The sequence below is a fragment of the Blautia sp. DFI.3.45 genome (genome assembly GCF_020593505.1).
GTDB lineage: Bacteria > Bacillota > Clostridia > Lachnospirales > Lachnospiraceae > Blautia_A > Blautia_A wexlerae.
On the sequence record NZ_JAJDMI010000045.1, the window covers coordinates 1 to 18,664 of the forward strand.

16 protein-coding genes are annotated in these 18,664 nt (G+C 40.2%); 3 read left to right on the forward strand and 13 right to left on the reverse strand.

Annotation, left to right across the window (positions count from 1 at the left end):
* Positions 1-435: 435 nt before the first annotated feature.
* Positions 436-1,770, forward strand: coding sequence for an NADP-specific glutamate dehydrogenase (gene gdhA, locus LJE09_RS13640; protein ID WP_008703526.1), 1,335 nt, complete (start codon positions 436-438; stop codon positions 1,768-1,770).
* A 136-nt stretch (positions 1,771-1,906) separates the two neighbouring features.
* Here the strand turns inward: gdhA and nrdR are convergent, their stop codons facing one another.
* Positions 1,907-2,356, reverse strand: coding sequence for a transcriptional regulator NrdR (gene nrdR / locus LJE09_RS13645; RefSeq protein WP_008703527.1), 450 nt, complete (start codon positions 2,354-2,356; stop codon positions 1,907-1,909).
* Between the two features lie 280 nt (positions 2,357-2,636).
* Here nrdR and LJE09_RS13650 point away from each other — a divergent pair, with 280 nt between their 5' ends.
* Both LJE09_RS13650 and sigG read left to right on the forward strand, forming a co-directional pair.
* Positions 2,637-2,891, forward strand: a complete 255-nt coding sequence (locus tag LJE09_RS13650; RefSeq protein WP_008703528.1) for a YlmC/YmxH family sporulation protein — start codon at positions 2,637-2,639, stop codon at positions 2,889-2,891.
* 219 nt (positions 2,892-3,110) lie between these two features.
* On the forward strand, positions 3,111-3,890 hold the full coding sequence (sigG, locus tag LJE09_RS13655; protein WP_008703529.1) for an RNA polymerase sporulation sigma factor SigG: 780 nt from the start codon (positions 3,111-3,113) through the stop codon (positions 3,888-3,890).
* Between the two features lie 139 nt (positions 3,891-4,029).
* Here the strand turns inward: sigG and LJE09_RS13660 are convergent, their stop codons facing one another.
* The 12 genes from LJE09_RS13660 to LJE09_RS13715 all read right to left on the reverse strand — a co-directional run bounded on the left by LJE09_RS13660 (position 4,030) and on the right by LJE09_RS13715 (position 18,644).
* Positions 4,030-6,918, reverse strand: coding sequence for a CDP-glycerol glycerophosphotransferase family protein (locus LJE09_RS13660; RefSeq protein WP_227311448.1), 2,889 nt, complete (start codon positions 6,916-6,918; stop codon positions 4,030-4,032).
* 207 nt (positions 6,919-7,125) lie between these two features.
* The gene (locus tag LJE09_RS13665) at positions 7,126-8,415 is read right to left on the reverse strand and encodes a CDP-glycerol glycerophosphotransferase family protein (protein ID WP_022381306.1); all 1,290 of its coding nucleotides are present in this window, start codon (positions 8,413-8,415) and stop codon (positions 7,126-7,128) included.
* Positions 8,416-8,425: 10 nt separating this feature from the next.
* On the reverse strand, positions 8,426-8,842 hold the full coding sequence (locus LJE09_RS13670; RefSeq protein WP_008703533.1) for an adenylyltransferase/cytidyltransferase family protein: 417 nt from the start codon (positions 8,840-8,842) through the stop codon (positions 8,426-8,428).
* Between the two features lie 60 nt (positions 8,843-8,902).
* The gene (locus tag LJE09_RS13675) at positions 8,903-10,162 is read right to left on the reverse strand and encodes a CDP-glycerol glycerophosphotransferase family protein (protein WP_026649218.1); all 1,260 of its coding nucleotides are present in this window, start codon (positions 10,160-10,162) and stop codon (positions 8,903-8,905) included.
* Entirely contained in the window at positions 10,143-11,177 is a 1,035-nt protein-coding gene (locus LJE09_RS13680; protein WP_025577094.1) for a Stealth CR1 domain-containing protein, read from the reverse strand. The genes LJE09_RS13675 and LJE09_RS13680 overlap by 20 nt, the downstream gene beginning before the upstream one ends.
* A gap of 7 nt (positions 11,178-11,184) precedes the next feature.
* Positions 11,185-12,291: a glycosyltransferase family 1 protein gene (locus LJE09_RS13685; RefSeq protein WP_173698100.1), complete on the reverse strand. Its 1,107-nt coding sequence runs from the start codon at positions 12,289-12,291 to the stop codon at positions 11,185-11,187.
* Positions 12,292-12,353: 62 nt separating this feature from the next.
* Positions 12,354-13,448, reverse strand: coding sequence for an acyltransferase family protein (locus tag LJE09_RS13690; RefSeq protein WP_055053625.1), 1,095 nt, complete (start codon positions 13,446-13,448; stop codon positions 12,354-12,356).
* 69 nt (positions 13,449-13,517) lie between these two features.
* Positions 13,518-14,258 (reverse strand): ABC transporter ATP-binding protein, encoded by a 741-nt coding sequence (locus LJE09_RS13695; RefSeq protein WP_008703540.1) that lies wholly within the window; start codon positions 14,256-14,258, stop codon positions 13,518-13,520.
* A gap of 62 nt (positions 14,259-14,320) precedes the next feature.
* Positions 14,321-15,097 (reverse strand): ABC transporter permease, encoded by a 777-nt coding sequence (locus LJE09_RS13700; RefSeq protein WP_008703542.1) that lies wholly within the window; start codon positions 15,095-15,097, stop codon positions 14,321-14,323.
* Between the two features lie 286 nt (positions 15,098-15,383).
* Positions 15,384-16,226: a TPM domain-containing protein gene (locus LJE09_RS13705; RefSeq protein ID WP_055053623.1), complete on the reverse strand. Its 843-nt coding sequence runs from the start codon at positions 16,224-16,226 to the stop codon at positions 15,384-15,386.
* 15 nt (positions 16,227-16,241) lie between these two features.
* Positions 16,242-17,330, reverse strand: coding sequence for a hypothetical protein (locus LJE09_RS13710; RefSeq protein ID WP_008703545.1), 1,089 nt, complete (start codon positions 17,328-17,330; stop codon positions 16,242-16,244).
* Positions 17,331-17,354: 24 nt separating this feature from the next.
* On the reverse strand, positions 17,355-18,644 hold the full coding sequence (locus LJE09_RS13715; RefSeq protein WP_008703546.1) for an SPFH domain-containing protein: 1,290 nt from the start codon (positions 18,642-18,644) through the stop codon (positions 17,355-17,357).
* Between the last annotated feature and the right edge of the window lie 20 nt (positions 18,645-18,664).

Genomic DNA, 18,664 nt, shown 5'->3' on the forward strand with positions numbered 1-18,664 from the left:
TTTTGGCATATTCATGCCAAAACACCTCGCGGGACAGTGGTGTGTGAACAGTAACACCAGATTACCACTTACTGTTCACGCACTACTGTCCTGCGAAGCAGTTATTCGGTTATGAGCAAATAGCGAAGCGGATTGCGAATATCCGCTTGACTTTCCATTTGCAGTTTCTTACGGATACATGACAATATAAGAACCGAAACGTACAGTGCGAATTTACGCAGTTTTATAAATATACTGTATTTTTTAGAAATTGCTATAAATTGTATGGATGATTTTTAACATTTTCTCATACTTGGCGGCATTTCGCAAGTACAAATTTTGTTCAAAAAATTTTCATAAAAAAATTTTCATTTGGCTCTTTCCATTTGTAACACTTTAGTGTATAATAACGTCGATTTAAAAAATAATTATACGATGGACGAGGAGGAAATCATAATGTCTTATACCGAAGAAGTATACGAAAGAGTCGTAGCACAGAATCCAAATGAGCCTGAATTCCATCAGGCAGTAAAGGAAGTTTTAGACTCCCTTAAAGTCGTAATCGACAAAAATGAAGAGAAATACCGCAAGCTTTCCATTCTGGAACGTCTTGTTGAGCCTGAAAGAATCATCTCTTTCCGAGTTCCGTGGGTAGACGATAAAGGTGTTGTACAGGTAAACAAAGGTTATCGTGTACAGTTCAACAGTGCGATCGGACCATACAAAGGTGGTTTAAGATTCCATCCGTCAGTAAACCAGGGAATCCTTAAATTTTTAGGTTTCGAACAGATTTTCAAGAACTCCCTTACAGGTCTTCCGATCGGTGGCGGTAAAGGTGGTTCAAACTTTGATCCTAAAGGAAAATCTGACAGAGAAGTTATGGCATTCTGCCAGAGCTTTATGACAGAACTTTCTAAATATATCGGTGCTGACATGGACGTTCCTGCAGGTGATATCGGTGTAGGCGGACGTGAGATTGGTTATCTGTACGGACAGTACAAGAGAAACCGCGGATTATACGAGGGTGTTCTCACAGGTAAAGGTCTTTCCTACGGTGGATCTTTGATTCGTACACAGGCTACAGGATATGGTCTTGTATATATGCTGAACGAAATGGTTAAAGCTAAAAACGACACAATCTCCGGTAAAACTCTCATCGTAACAGGTTCCGGTAATGTTGCCATCTACGCAGTAGAAAAAGCTGCCGAACTTGGCGGTAAAGTTGTTGCTATGTGCGACTCCAACGGATATATCTATGATCCGGAAGGAATCAAACTTGACATCGTTAAAGATATCAAAGAAGTAAAACGTGGACGTATCAAAGAATACGCAGATCGCGTAGAAGGCGCTACTTATACAGAAGGAAAAGGTATCTGGAACATCAAATGTGATATCTATCTTCCATGCGCAACTCAGAATGAACTTGACCTTGATGCTGTTAAGATCCTTATTGCAAACGGATGCAAATATGTTGCAGAAGGTGCAAATATGCCTACTACCCGCGAGGCAACTGATTACCTTATGGCAAACGGTGTAACATTTATGCCTGGTAAAGCAGCTAATGCCGGTGGTGTTGCTACTTCCGCACTTGAAATGTGCCAGAACTCTGCAAGACTTTCCTGGACAGCAGAAGAAGTTGATACAAAACTTCATCAGATCATGGTTGATATCTTCCATAAAGTTGATGATGCTTCCAAGCGTTATGATATGGAAGGCAACTATGTTGCAGGCGCTAATATCGCAGGCTTCGAGAAAGTTGTAGATGCTATGATCGCTCAGGGTATTGTTTAATTTATTTTAGTTAATTACCCCCATAAAAATACACATAAAGAGCCGGCGGGATATTATTCTCGTCGGCTCTTTATATTTGCCCGTAAATCCTTTCACACAGAGCATTCATACATTACTGTTCACACAGAACTCTTATTTAATTCATAAACTTCTTCAGCTCGTCCATAAAAGTACTGACATCTTTAAATTCTCTGTATACAGACGCAAAACGTACATAAGCAACTGCATCCAGATCTTTCAAATGTTCCATAACGATCTCACCAATTCTGGTGCTGGAAATCTCTTTCTCCTCGGTATTAAAGATTTCTCCCTCTATGGCATCCATCATCTCTTCAATCTTATCTATGGATATTGGTCTTTTATAGCAGGCTCTCAGAATTCCTGACTGAATTTTACTGCGATTATACTGTTCTCTGTTCTGATCTTTTTTGATCACAGTAAGCGGAATACTTTCCACCTTTTCATATGTGGTAAATCTCCTTCCGCAGGCATCACACAAACGACGGCGACGGATAGAATTGGTATCTTCTACCGGTCTGGAATCAACTACTCTCGTATTATCCTGATTACAAAATGGACACTTCATACGACGTCCCCCTTTAATTCGTATTACTGTTTTCTGCTTATGTACTATATACTTGATTCGGTTAAACGGCTACAAATACGTTACTGTTCACTCCATTCTCAGTAACACAAATACAAACAGTTATATATAGTTTTATTATACTGTATTTCTATTTAAGGTGTCAATAAAAGGACTTGCATAAATTTTTGCAAAAATACATAAATTGTTATCAAACGCATATCAGATTCTGAAAGCATTGGCACGACAGTCTGATTTTAACCGGAAGGACTGTATCTGATTTATGAAAATCTGTGAATTAAAGCAAAAAGAAGTAATTAATATCTGTACCTGCCGCAGTCTCGGATGTCCCATTGATGCGGAATTTGACTGCAAAAGCAGTCAGCTCACCGCCCTTATACTTCCAGGCCCCGGAAGATTCTGCTGCCTGTTCGGACGTGATAATGAATATATCATTCCCTGGGAATGTATCAGCCAGATCGGGGACGATATCATCCTTGTGAAAATAGACGAAGAAAAATGTTTCCATAAAGGCTGATATTTCACCGCAGAGAATTGTCAAGGACCTATATTTTTTATATTTTCCCGGTCAAAGTATAAATCCACTGCTATATGAGAATCATTCTTACTGAAGTATATGACAACTATTCGGCAGCCACTGTCCTTTTTTTATTTCCTGAAATGATTTCGGAGGATCCTGGCTCATATCTGCGAATAGTCGGTTTACATCCAGAGATAATAAGGAGGATTCAATAAGATGGCACTGAACAAAGTTGAAATCTGCGGAGTCAATACGTCGAAACTTCCTGTTCTTACAGCAGAAGAAAAAGCGGAACTGTTCAGACGGATCAAAAACGGCGATGAACAGGCACGTGAATTGTACATTAAAGGAAATCTACGTCTTGTTCTCAGCGTAATACGACGATTTCAGAACAGCAGCGAAAATGCCGATGACCTTTTTCAGATCGGATGTATTGGTCTGATCAAGGCCATTGACAACTTTGATACCACTTTACAGGTAAAATTTTCCACTTATGCAGTTCCAATGATCATAGGCGAAATCAGGCGATATCTCAGGGATAACAACAGTATCCGCGTCAGCCGTTCTCTTCGTGATATTGCATACAAAGCAATCTATACCCGCGAAAATTATATGAAGCAGCACCTGAAAGAACCTACAGTTACCGAAATTGCACAGGAAATTGGTATCGAAAAAGAAATGATCGTATATGCCCTTGATGCTATCCAAAATCCTGTGAGTCTCTTTGAACCGGTCTATACAGAAGGCGGTGATACTCTTTATGTCATGGATCAGATCAGCGACAAAAAAAATAAAGAAGAACGCTGGATTGAAAATCTTGCTCTCCGCGAAGCTATGCAGCGGCTGAACAGCCGCGAAAAGCATATCATAGAACTGCGCTTCTACGAAGGAAAGACGCAGATGGAAGTAGCTCAGGAAATCGGCATCTCCCAGGCACAGGTCAGTCGTCTCGAAAAAAATGCACTGAAATCCATGCGTAATTATCTGCGTCCATAAAATGATAATTCAAGATCCGTATTCAGAAAAGCAGCCTGGCCCAATACCTGCCAGACTGCCTTACATATCTTTTAAAATATACCGTTTTCCGCCTCTTTCCAATGAGGTTCTGATCCGTTTGTGAAGCTTTAATGAAGCTTTAACACTTCAACAAATTCTGCCAGTTTTCTATATTAAATATCTGCTTCACATCCAGAGCCCCTGACATTGCAGGAAAGAACTTCTTCATATCAGTAAATACCAGAGCATAGTCGAACTTTGACATTCCGATCATCCTGCGAAGCTCACGCCTGTAAAAATCCAGAAGCATCTCCGGCACTTCTGTTTTCTTAGATTTCATAAACTTTTTATGACATACATATTCTTCGTCCGTAGCCGGGTAGGAACGCTTCCAGTATAAAACCCTGATTTCTTTTGGCAGACTATCCAGTTTCTCAGAAGACTCCTCTTCTTTTGCACCATTCCCGATCAACGTCACATCAAAATGCTCATAATCCACTTTGTTCAGAAATTCATAGAATGCCTCTGTCTCCTGTGTATCACTGAAATCTCCTGCATATACCAGAAGTTTTACTTTATCTGTCTGATTCAGATATATCGGATTTACCGGTTCTTTTCCATTAAGCAGGACTTCTGCTATACGTTTGCATGCTTTTCCATCATCTCTCGGACATATCTGTTCTCTTGCTTTTTCATACTTCTCTTTGCAGGAAGCAGCCACTCCCGGAAGATCCTTCAGAAGTTCACCAAGCTTCTCAGGGGTAGACACTGCCGGTCCCGGAAGTTTGTCAAATCCGAAGTACAGACCTCTGTAATCTTCAAAATTCTCCGCATCCGGCACATAAAACAGAATCGGTTTTCCTGTCAGCATGAAATCATAAAAAATACTGGAATAATCAGAAATCAGTACATCTGTCACTGACAAAATCTCATTTGTATCCATTGTTGCAGGAATAAATTTTGTCTGCGCATCACCAGGTTCCATGGCATTCTCTTTCATATAGTGATATACGATCTGATGAAGCTTGACAAAGATCTGATATTCATTTGTATCTATACTGTTCTCCATTACATTGATCAGCTTATAGACATCCTGCAAATCTGTATCCGGACGGCTGTATTGTTCGCCTCTCCATGTCGGTGCATAAAGAATAATCTTTTTATCTTCCTTTACGTCCACTCCGCAATCCTTAAGTTCCTGTATCACTTCTGCTCTGTCACTGTCAAAAAGCTTATCATTACGCGGGAAGCCCTCTTCCAGCACTGTGCCTTCATACAGATTCTGCATTTTATACGAATCTTTGTATGCTGTCTTTGTCATATAAGGTCCGGAGGAAACTATATAATCTGCACTGAGCAGATTTCTTGCTGTATTTCCCTGAGAAATATTTGCTCCCGGAATATCAAATCCCATATTCTTCAGAGGAGTTCCATGCCAGGTATCGATCAGTACCTGACCTTCTCTTTTAAGGAAATAGCTTGGAAAGCTTACATTATTTACCAGATATTTCACTGTCGCAAGTTCTTTACAGTATTCCTTTGATTTATATTTTACAAATCGCACGTTCGGATATTTTTCGTATTTTTCAATTTGTTTTCTGTTATCCTCGAAGTCCTCAAGCACCCAGATATGGGTATAATCCTGATACTCTTCTTTTTCAAGAAGATACAAAAACAGAGCATAAGGATTACAGATCATACCACGTCCGCCAAAAGCTTCATAAAGAATTGTATTATCTCTTATCTGGTATTCCTTTACAAACTCGGCATAGCTAGTTCTAAGCGGATATTTCTCCCTGCACTCCAGAATCTGTTCTTCATTTTTCATATAAAAGGTCTTGATTCCCATTACACGATTAAAAAGACGATTCCACTCTTTAACTGCCTTCTCAATGGCAAAGTCCTCAGATTTCCAGATTGCATTTCTGGACATCTCTCTGCGGAGTTCTTCATCATGTGCCAGCTTCAGCATCGCATCTGTAAATTTCTTTGTATCAAAAGCTTCCGGCAGGTATCCTGTTCTTCCATCATCGATGATCAGATCCATCGCTCCTGTATGGAATGCGATGACAGGAAGACCAAATTCAAAGGCTTCCATGATAACCATCGGCCATCCTTCCCACCTGGACGGAAGAAGGAAAACAGAAGAATTCAGATAATACTTCTCCGGCTCATTTGTATAACCGACAAAATTAACTCTGTCCTCAATACCACGTCTCTTTGCATCCGCCACAATCTGATTCCAGAGATCACCGGCTCCGATAATATCCAGCTGCCATTCATCATCCTGCTTACAGAACTCTTCAAAAGATTCCATCATCAGATCAAGACCCTTGGCATATACAAATCGTGTAGCCATAAGGAAACGCTTGGATTTTGGGTCGCATTTTCTCTCACTCACGAAGCTTCGGGGATTAATTTTAACTTCTGTATCAATATCCAGAAATTTTTTGTAATCGCGCTTATCATAGTCACTGAGAACAATGTATCTGTCCAGCTTCGGCAGATATTCCTGGAGCAGACATTCCTGTTTCCAGAATACGACATTAGGAACATCAAGATATCCGGCATAACAGTTATGCTGCCATCCGATTGTCTTTGCATTCAGCTCCGGCGCCAGCATACCCAGACGAAGGCTTAAACTTGCAGTTGTGATAATAATATCATAATTCTGCTCATTTAAATATTTTACCCATTTTTCTCTGGTCTTTTTCGGGAAAATCGCATCTGCCAGAATATCATTATATTTTTCTTTATTAAAAATCCCATATTTGGCATTCAGTTTCTGAACAAGATAACGCCAGCAGAAAGCCGGTGTATGATGTCGATTGACAAACTCATTATTATCAATAAAGTCAACCTTGATATCCTCACTCATATGATACATATTCCGGTCTTCTTTAAATCTGTCCTGGTATACCATGATCGTCACATCATGCTCTTTTACAAGTTCATTCGCAAGAAGTGTGACAACTCGCTTAGTTCCGCCAAGATCAAATATCTTGGTGCACCAAATACATATTTTCATTTATCTTTTTCTCCTGTTATGACTTTCTGATATCTGTATCCTATAGCAATTCCATAAAATAATGCAATCAAGACAGTTCAGCAGAGTGTGAAGGACAAGGAAGATATCTGCAGGCGTGCTGACGCACGGCAAAGATATCTGACGCAGGACTTCACACTATGATGGACTGGATTGTTTGCAGTAATTTATGGAATTGCTATAATATCATTACATTGTAATGTTAAAATAATCCAACACACGCTGGCAGTAATTGTCACACACATTATGTGTTTTTGCTCTTACACTGGCACGCTGTTCTTTATAATTATCTTTTCCGTTTTTAATATCCAAGATGAAATTCTCAAAATCCTGCATATTATACATATGTTCGCCAGGCATATATTCCAACGGATCATCAAACACCCATCCTCTGGATTCCGTATAAGCCTCATAATCATCCAGTGTGAATCCAAGCGGTCTGTCTAACAGCAGATAATCGATTGCAACAGAAGAATAGTCAGAAACCAGCGCATCCGAACAGTTGATAAACTCATAAAGCTGCAGTCCGTTATCCGCAAGATCTCTGTTCTCCAGATAAACAATATTGGTAAGGACATTCTCACCAAAATCATAAGGTACCTGAAGGTAATGCTTCTTGATAACAATAAGAATATGATTCTCCTTACAGAACTTATTCAGTTCCAGAAGCTTATCTGCATCATCAATGATAGGAATATTGAATTCATTATTTAAGGTTTCCTCGTTCAGACGCTCACTGGAAGCATGTCTGTAGGTTGGCATCCACAGGATCAGTTTCTCGCTGTCTGTTTCCTTCAGAAGTTTCTTTTTATATTCATCTGCACGTTCACTGCCCTTAAGCATCATATCATAACGGGGATATCCAAACGAGAGCAGTTTTTTGGAAGTACATCCAAAAAATTCCATTTTGGTCTTAATAAAAATGTCCCCTGGTACCAGACAATAATCAAAGAAAACCTTACGCCCGTTCTTATTTGCCTTGTAACCACAGCCATGCCAGAGATCGATAAAGAGCTGATTTCTTCTCGACATACCAATCCAGTTAAAAGCCTGGGTGTAAAAAATATATTTTGATGTCAGTGCATATTTATATGCTTCTGCTCTTCGGATCGTGGAACCTTTCTTAAAGTTCTGCACAAATTTCACATTTTCAAACTGATATTCTTTATATTTAGATGGTTCATGGACCAGCCATACAATCTCATACTTTTTGTTGTATCCTTTCTCAATAAGATAGTCAAACAAAGCACGACCATTATCCGTAAAATCATCATTTGTTTCAAAGAGCATTCTATTCTCTACAAGTGCAGGGGGGAATTTCTTAAGGCGTCTGATCTTGCGATTATCATATAATCCATAGGTCACAGTTGCCCATGTCTCCTGCAACATAGCTTTTCTTCCCTTTTGAACTCTGACCTTGTTAATCTTGTTAATGGATTTTTTCAGTTTTTTTATTTTCTTTTTTATTCTTTTTTTCATATCTGGCTCCCTAGAATTCTTTTAATTTCTCACGAAGCATCGTTGAGGATGTATCTTTGGTATATGGCAGAAATACCAGCTTAGCGCCCAGCTCTTCCATTTCTTTTCCGGTCTTTTCCCAACGTGCATTGCCCTTCCAGTCATCTCCGATATAGATTTCATTAAAGTGGACTTTTTCCCATACCTGCTTTTTGTCCAGGGTTGTCGTCACGATCACTTCATCAACATATCTGATGGCCCGTACAATCTCTGCCCTTTCTTCCAGCGGAACGATCGGTCTTTTGTTTTTATATGACTCTACCAGATCATCCGCATTCACACCGACAATCAGATAATCGCAATGTTTTTTTGCATTTCTGATCAGGTTCAGATGTCCTATATGAAACATATCAAAGGTTCCCTGTGTATATCCTATTTTTTTCTCCATTACATTCTCCCTGTTTTATTGCATTAATAGATAACTGTTCTCTTCGCATTCATATAACAGCTACAATTGTAAATAATCTGCAAGCCTTTTGCAATAGTTTTCTGTTTTATTGTGCATCTGTTTCAGATTCTTTGCTCTCTCCTGCCGGTAACTGTCTGTTCCATCAGTCAGATGTTTCATAAATTTTCTGATATCACAGGCATTATAGATTTTCTCACCCGGCATATATTCCAGCGGATCTTCAAATACAAATCCCCTTTTTTCTTTATATATATTGTAATCCGCAAGCACATATCCAAGCGGTCTGTCCAACAGCAGATAATCTACTGCCACTGACGAGTAATCAGAGAGCAGACCGTCGCTGATCCCTATCAGTTCATAAAGTTTTATCTGTTTTTTCTCCAACAGGGCTTCCGCAACATAACGTATATTGGTAAACTCCTGTTCATTCTCATCCCATTCCGTCTGAAGCGGATGCTTCTTTATGATCAGAATAATCTCCTGCTCCCTTAGATAACTGTCCAGTTCTTTCAGCTCGTTCATATTCTGTATTGCCGGAAGCTGACAGGGAAGCTCAATTTCATTTTCCGCACACCCTCCCAGATCACTTTTTCTGAAAGTCGGCATCCACAGAACAGCTTTTTTCCCTTTCCATCCGAACAGACTGTCCAGAATTTCATCCTTACTCATTGACGGATGCAGCATCCAGTCATATCTGGGATATCCCATCATTAACAGCCTGTCCGGTTCGCAGTTCCATAGTCCGGATTTCGTTTTCACAAATACCGGTCCGGGAACAAGTGCATAGTCAAAATCAGGCTTTATATTCTGTTTTTTCTTTCCCTGCTCTGCATCTTTATAACCGCACCCATGCCACAGATTTACAACTGTCTGTCCTTTACACCGATACCTGTTCAGTCCTGCACTGTTATGAGAATAAAAGAAAAATCCGGCTGTAGCACCATAATAATATGCCAGCGGACTGCTCCATCCATATTTATTTTCAGCAGTTACAAATTTTACATTTCCGGTATTCTGATTTCTGAATTTTCTTTTTTCAGAGACCAGCCAGATGATCTCATATTTTTTATTATACCCGGAACTTATAAGATATTCATAAAAAGCTTCCGGATTATCTGTGCAGTCCATCATTTCCCGATTTTTAAACACAAGCCGGTTTTTCTTTACTTTTCCAAAACGCACAGTCAGCTTTCCAATGACCTGCTGCTCTGTTTTTGTCATAAAACGACCGATATAGTGCAGGATCATTCCGAAAAAGCCCAGCCTTTCCGTATATTTTTTAATCGCACTTTTTGTCATACATGCCTCCGGAATCTTTGTAAGATAATTCAAATGCAGACTTTTCGGGAAGGATACTCTCAAAAGAATCTTTGATATTTCTTTTCTGTTGTCTGAAATCTCCTATATTTTCCGTATCATTTATACACAATATTTTACACTTCTGATTTCTGAGTACATCATGTATCTGCCGGTCGTGAAGACCTATGGTAAAAAATTTCCCGATTTTCGGTGATTGAGGTTCATATTTTCCCTCCATATACTGCCAGTATTTCATCACATACTGATTTACATCCCCCGGAGAACGGAATCGTGTCCTGCATACTCTGTCCAGCACTTCGCCTTCTTCCCTCCACACTTCTTCAAAGGTACTTTTCAAAAAAGAGCTTGAGATATGAGAATATTTAAAACTGGAAAACTCCCTGTACGGAAGCATCAGCATATTTCTGAATACCATTTTTCCATATGCAGGATGAAACCATTTTTTCCAGTTTCTGCCAATCACTTCTCTCTTTGAATAATGCATATTTACAAGTGCCGCATTGTTCATAAGAATGCAGGCAAACGGATTATTGATATCATCCTGTACCAACGCTGTTTCTATACAATAGTCTCTTGGAAGACCATTTCTGAAAAAGTCTTCCGGTTCCATTTTATTTATGATGAAGGTATCATCATTAAAATATACAAACTGTTCGGATAAACCTCGGATCCGATGCATATTCAATTCAATGGGATGACTGCTGAATGTGGGCAGATACTGCTTCGGAATATAATCCTCGTGTTTTACAACTGTCAGCTTCGGATGATCTGTATTCAGCCAGGAAGGGATATGCCCCCATGTCACAAAATATATATGATTCACCCATGGAGCAAATTTTTCAACACCTCTGAACCAGTACTGCAGATTTTCCCAGTCCCGAAATCTACTGTCCTGTGTCTGGTCATTTTTAATTCCCAGATACTCATTTCTCTGCTTTATCCAGGCTGAGTCTGATCCATCCACCCATGGCAATACAAAATCAATCTTGTCCATCTGTAATTTACCTCGTATGATAATATAAATCTTTCAAACGTTTTGCCTCTGTCTCAATGTTAAAATGCGCATCTGACAGCCGCTTCTTTATCAGATCAGCCGCTTCTCTGTTCATAGAACTCATTGCCATCACTGTTGCCGCCCACTGTATATTATCTCTGTCAAGTGACAGCCGTCTGACTCTCTCAGGAAAAACAACTGCCTCCTCAGACACCGCCTCTGACATTACGCAGGCAAGTCCATTTGCCTGGGCTTCAATAAGCGCAAATGGCACACCCTCAAAAACAGACGGAAACAGAAAAACATCCATAGCAGATAAATACCTGCGGATATTCTCCTGTTTACCGGCAAAATATACCTTATCTTCCAGTCCTTTCTGCACTGTTTTCTCTTTTATCTCTTTGTACAGACCTTCCTTTGGACCTACCAGACACAGCATCACATCTTTTTTTTCGGAAACGATCTGTTGGAAAATATCAAGCATTCTGTCATGATTCTTCGGAATATCAAATCTTCCTACATGACCGATCACTGTTTTATTTTCCCATCCCAGTTCCTTTCTGAGTGAATCTCTGTCTTTCTCTGAAAAACTGAACTTCTCTGCCTGAATGGCATTATTGATCAACGTAACCTGACCGCTTTGGAAAGCTTTATCTCCAAACAGCCACCTGCCCGCCATTTCTCCGCATGCAATCCTGTCAGTAGCATATTTTGCAATCTTTGGTCTGTTCCAGTTGTCCATGATTTTTCTGATCAGTCCGGGACAGGAAGAGCTGTGGCTGTGCGCAATTATCTTTGGCACTTTCATTGTATGAGCCACACGTAACGGAACAATATTTGCAGCTGAAAGCATATTTACATGTACTGCATCATATTTTGTTTCTTTTAATATTTTTTTCAGTTCTTTTATATAGCCCTGATAGTTCTTTTTTACATTTGGAATATAGTAAATCCTTCCACCCAGTTTCCTGATTTCCTCTTCATATGCAATTTTATCATACATACACACAAAATCAAACTGTATATCCATATGCACCAGAACTCTATAGTAATTCATCACAAATGCTTCCAGACCTCCGGCAACATTTCCCATTCCAATCTGCAGTATTTTCATGATACGCTCTCCCATCCGTCACTATTGTCCACTCTGAATCCTATTGCGATCCTCTCGAAAAATCATTCCCGTACCGCATAATGTTCCGTCACCTTTTTCTTTAACAGCCGTATCAGTTTCTGATATCCTGTAATCTTCTTAAGAAAATCCAGGCAGTAACTGATTCCCAGCGAAATCACAAGAACTGCAACAGGAATCAGCCAGAATTTTTTTAATGCAAATACATATTTTCCCAGAGAATCTCTCACAAATGTATGTACCAGCCAGATGTTCATGGAATGCTTGCCCAGATACTGAAGGAACAAGGATACAGGTGTAATCCTGAACAAATATTCAACGCAAAAGAGAATCAGCAGGAATGGAACAAGTGCATACCGAAATTCCCAGAAAATTTTCAGGTCGATTTTATGGTACAGGAAAAGGCCGGCACACAGTAAAGCAGACAAACAGATGAATTTTAATTTTTTCCGCCTGTATTCATGCAATTTTTGAAAGAAATTATATTTACAGCATAACGTTCCTGCCACAAATATCAAAAGAAATGAATATGGCTTTGAGCCTCCCTGAAATCCAATACCTAAAATTCTCGGAAGCAAAAAGATAACTGCAATACAGAATATGCCTCCAAATTTCTCAATCGTCCCATCTAACAGAGGAAGCAATATAATAAATACAAACGCAGCACTCATATACCACCATGCCCCGTTAAGACTTTCAGTCTCCAAAAGTTTGGAAATTCCCAGTATATCTGCAAATACGGCGAATCCTCTTTCATAAAAGGTTTCTCCCCACTTGCTCGGATCCTTAAGTCCAAGTCCAAAGTAAATAAGATAGGATACAGCTGCAGTAAACCAGAATCCGGACATAGTGGAAAGAAGATGTCCGGATATCCATTCTGATACTGCATACTTTTCTTTATTTTTCATTTTAGCCGAATATCCATACATCAGCCCGTAACCGGATACAAATGCAAATATTGCCACGCAGATCTTACAGCATTCCGCAATAGCAACAAGCTGTTCTGTTGTCAGCCCGCACAGATCCACCTGATATCTTTCGATTCTGTCTGCAAGACGGTAGCAGTGGTGAAAGATCAGCAGTAACACTGCAAGACCTTTTAAAGCTGCTGAATCTTCTTTTTTTAATCCGTTTGTCATATACTCCTCCGGATATTTCTGACTTCTTAAATTTTTTCTCTGTCAGACAGATATCTCTGTCTGTCCCTGTCAGTTAGTCATTTTCTCATACTGTTCAGAAATCGTATCAATATCTCCGTAAGCGATCAGTTTTCCTTTTTCAAGGATCATCGCCTTATTACAGATTCTCTGAACCTGTGCCAGAGAATGAGAGACAAACAACACTGTTACACCCGAATCAAACATGCTGAGTACTTTCTTCTCACTCTTCTTACGGAATTTCGCATCACCTACAGATAATACCTCGTCCAATATCAGAATTTTGGGAGAAACCACTGTAGCAATCGAAAATCCAAGTCTGGATTTCATACCTGATGAATAGTTCTTGATCGGCACATCAATAAAATCCTTCAGTTCGGAAAATTTCACGATCTCATCATACTTCTCATCAATAAATTCTTTGGAATATCCAAGCATTGCTCCGTAAAGATAAATATTTTCCTTTCCTGTATACTGTTGATCAAATCCTGCACCCAGTTCCAGAAGCGGAACCATCTTCCCATGTTTTGTAACTGAACCTTCTGTTGGTTTGAAAACGCCTGCGATAACCTTAAGAAGAGTACTCTTTCCTGCACCATTCAGTCCGAGGATTCCTACCCTGTCTCCTTTTTCCACTGTAAAGCTCACATTCTGCAAAGCCCAGAATTCATTATATTTAATCTCTTTTTTAATTGACTTGATAATATAATCTTTCAGACTGTCTACTTTCTCTTTGCTGAGATTAAATTTCATACTCACATTATCAACAATAATCGCTGGTTGTTTGCTCATTTTTTCTCCTTATTTTTCAAAAATAATTCGTTCCGCTGCCCTGCAGCTTTCTGTCTCAGTTCTCAGATGTAAAGAATAAAATCATCCTGTTTCTTCTTGAAGCAGAATAATCCAATCACCATTGCCACAACGGAAAAGATAAGTGCATATGCAAAATAATGAATATTCATCGCTTTTCCAAATACTGAACATCTGAAAATATCAATCACACAATACAATGGGTTATATTTCAGTATCCATGCCCATCCACTCTTCAAAAGCTTTTCAGGATAATAGAAAATCGCACATGTATACATAACCAGCATAAGTGCTACAGACCAGAGATATTCCATATCTCTGAAAAATACACCTATTGTTGCCAGGATCATTCCGCATCCATATGACATAATAAGAATCAGTATCAGTGCGATTGGTGCCTGAAGCAGATAGAACGTAGGCTTTACACCAAGTATCACACTCACCATTGCCAGTACGATCAGTGAGATCAGAAAGATCACATAGTTAAAAAGCACACTGGACAGCGGATACAAATATTTGGGTACATATACCTTTTTGATCATTGCCGAGTTCTGACGTATAGATTTCAAAGCGGCCTTGGTGGACTGTGAAAAGAAACTGTACAGCAGTCGTCCGGTCAGGATATATACAGGAAAGGTCCTGTCTGTATTTCCATACAAAGTACCAAATACAATTGTAAGCACGATCATGGTAAGCAACGGCTCCAACATAGACCATATCATTCCCAGATAAGAACGTCTGTATTTCAGCTTAATCCCTTTTTTTACCAGTTCTGACAAAAGAAACCGGTATTGCATAAAATTATCAACGTATTTTTTCATGTCCTCTCCATTATTTCTGTTTTTTATTTCATTTTATAATTCTTTTGTGCAGAAATCTGTTATCGTCAGGCGGATATTTGCAATCCGCTTCGCAGTTTATTTTCTTTTTGCCGGACAACTGTCTCTACACAAAACAAACCACCTTGTACTGTATCATATTCTCTGATGTCTTGCAACCGGTATCCGTAATTTTGCGCAAAATAAAATCCCAATCTTTCCTGTCATTTTATGGTTATCCCATAAAATAATATAAAAGATCAGAATTTTTATATGTCATGCCAGTCAGTTAAAATGATCCACTGGAACCCCCATGCGTCTCACCCGAAGAACTTGTATGGGTACTGCTTCCACCGCCACCGGAACTCTCTTCCTTCGGCTTCGCCGTACGTGTGACCTGATGATACAGAAATATATCCCGGCTTCTGTTAATATGAAGACTTCCGTCTTTCATATAATCTGCTGCATCCGGCTTCATATGTACAGTCTTCATCCGGCTTCTCATTACTCCGGTTACGATCAGCGCGATCACAAATCCGATCACAAGCGAAATGAGAAATATCATATAAAAAGGGATGGTTTCCTCCGGCAAATTTTCTACATCGTACGGTTCTCCGCTCTGTGCCTGAATGATAAATTCTTCGCACAGATCAGCAAACTTCATAAAGCCCTCATAATACTCACCATCGGATAAATATGACCCAAAATTATCCGTCATATATTCCTGTCCTGCATCAGTAAAAATCTGAATAGCCTCTCCATGTGTGGAGATACACCACTTACGTTCTGACATGGTTATCAAAAACAATATACCACTCTTGTCCTCTCCCATGCCATAGTCATTATAATCAAAGAAATCATCTGCATAATCCTGCGGAACTGCACCATCCAGAGTCTCCTCTGTGACAACCACAACATCACAGCCGTAGTCCTCGCTGACCTGATCCAGTTTCGCCTCCAGTTCTTCTTCCTGCCCATCATCTAACAGATCTGCAAAATCTGCCAGCCTTTCTGTATGCACTTCTTCTGCCGCATAAACATTTTCTGAAAATGCTTCCGTCACAAATCCTGTTGTACCTGATACAGTAAGGACAGAAGCCAGAAATACAGGTATGATCTTTTTCTTCAGCATATCTTTCGTCCTCCCTTAAAAAATCAGCAGTCCAGCAAGGCACAAAACAACCGTAAATACAGCGGTCAGTCCGGCAAGCCATTTCAAATAAATTCCCCTGTCAATCGGAAGGTCTCCTGTCATTTTTCCGGTTTGTCCGTTCATTGCAAATATATATTTCTTATCTTTCCATGTTGTATTCAGAATCCATACCGGATACAGTGCATACTGTGCTTTTCCGCCTGAAATATTTACGTTTGTATTTTCGGGAACAACAGAAGCATAACCCTTCACTGTATCTGCCAGTACTTCCTCTGCGCTCTTTTTCATACGGTCATGTGCCCTGTTGATGCTCTCTTTTTCACTGACATCATACTTATCTGCCAGATATCCGGAAAGATATGCGGTCTGAAAATCCACAGACTCTGAAATTTTAAATGGTTCAATGGATTCCATCAAATCATCTGCCATCTTTTCTGATCCATCTACAGGTACAGAAACGAATGTCATCTCTCCGCTTCGCTCCACAGAATAGTAGCTGGTCTCCGTATAATCATAATCATGGTCACTCCACATTCTTACCTTTGTCGCCTTATAACGCACATCAGCATCAACATCCCCGTCAAAAAGCCAGAACGGAACATACAGCCCCTTAATCTCATCAATATGATTTTCCCTGCGAAATGCTTTTGGCAAAAATGTTCTTCCCTTAATATGCCTGTAATATGCTTCTTTTGCCGCTTTCTTATCCAATTTGAACGGAATCACCAGATCCGGCCTTAATGCACCTTTAAACTTCTCTGTCATAATTACGGGATTTCCACAATACGGACAATTTGATGCTCCTGTATTCTCATCTGCGATAATCTCACCACCACAGGACTGACAGGTATAGACATTCATTCCATCTGTCTCACCTTCCTGCCATTCTCCACCGGCATCTGTCTGCCATCCTGACAGATCATCCTGCTGTCCGGCTTCACGCTCCATCTGCGCATCCAGTTCTTTTAATGTCTCAAGTTCAAATTCTGTATCACAGTATGGACACTTCATTTTCTGGGACTTACTGTCAAATTCTATTGCACCGCCACAGGCAGGGCATTTATATTCTCTCAGATCAGACATAGACATTTCTCCCCCTGCTGTATTTTACTGTCTTGGCTTTCCACATTCTGCACAGAACTTTCCTGTATTTACCGCACCACAGCTGCATGTCCACTTTCCGGTCGGTCTTGGGCTTCCGCATTCAGAACAGAATTTACCGGTATTTACTGCGCCGCAGCTGCATATCCACTCTTCCCGCTGCGGTTTCGGTTTACCACATTCAGAGCAGAATTTTCCTGTATTCTCTGCACCACATTCACATTTCCATGTTCCTGCCCCGGATGCCGGCTGCATATTCTGTGCTGCCTGTTGCTGTGCTGCCTGCTGCTGTGCCCCCATCTGATAGAGATTCTGCATATTCGCTCCACCTGCCTGGCCTGCCATGCCCATTCCCATAAATCCGGTCATGGCACCTGCAGTGTTGGAGGCTGCTGATTTCATTGCATCTGCCTGAGCACCGGCAAGTGTCGCTGCTGCCATAGTCGGATCTCTGAGAATGGCATTCTTCTGTGCATCTTTGATAAGCTGTGCATCCTCTTCCGGAAGAGTCACAGGATTCATGGCAATGGAAACAACCGCAAGACCTCTGGTCTGCTGCCATTTTTTCGTAAGGGCTTCATTCATGGCATCGCATAATTCCAGAACATGTCCCGGAATGGCACTTGGACGGATCTGAAGTTCTGAGATTTTTGCAAATGCAGGCTGAAGAGCACTTACAAATTCTGTCTTTAACTGAACTTCAATTTCTTCTCTGTCATACTGCTGTTCAACATTTCCGCACACATTTGTATAAAACAGGAGCGGATCGACAATCTTATAAGAATATACTCCATTACAGCGCACAGATACATCTATGTCAAGACCGATATTTCTGTCAACTACCCGGAATGGGATTGGATTTGCTGTTCCGAATTTATTATCTACCAGTTCTTTTGTATTAAAATAATAAACCCTCTGGTCTTTGCCTGTATCGCCGCCAAATGTAAAACGCTTCTTTACTGTATCAAAAGTCCTGTGGATCCCCTCTCCCAGACTTCCGGCAAAAATACTTGGTTCTGTGGATGCATCATAGGTAAACTGTCCGGGTTCTGCACAAACCTCCACAACCTTTCCCTGTTCTACGATGATCATACACTGACCATCTGCAACAGCAATTCCGGAACCGCTTGAAATAATATTATCGCTGCCTTTTTTGTTGGAAGAACGTCCGCCTACTCTCTTCTCACCCTTTACAACCAGAACATCTTTATCTATTGCATCGCAGTAAAAAAACTCCTTCCACTGATCTGCCATTGTTCCGCCAAATGCACCGGCTGCTGCTTTGATCAATCCCATAATTTATATCTCCTTCCTGA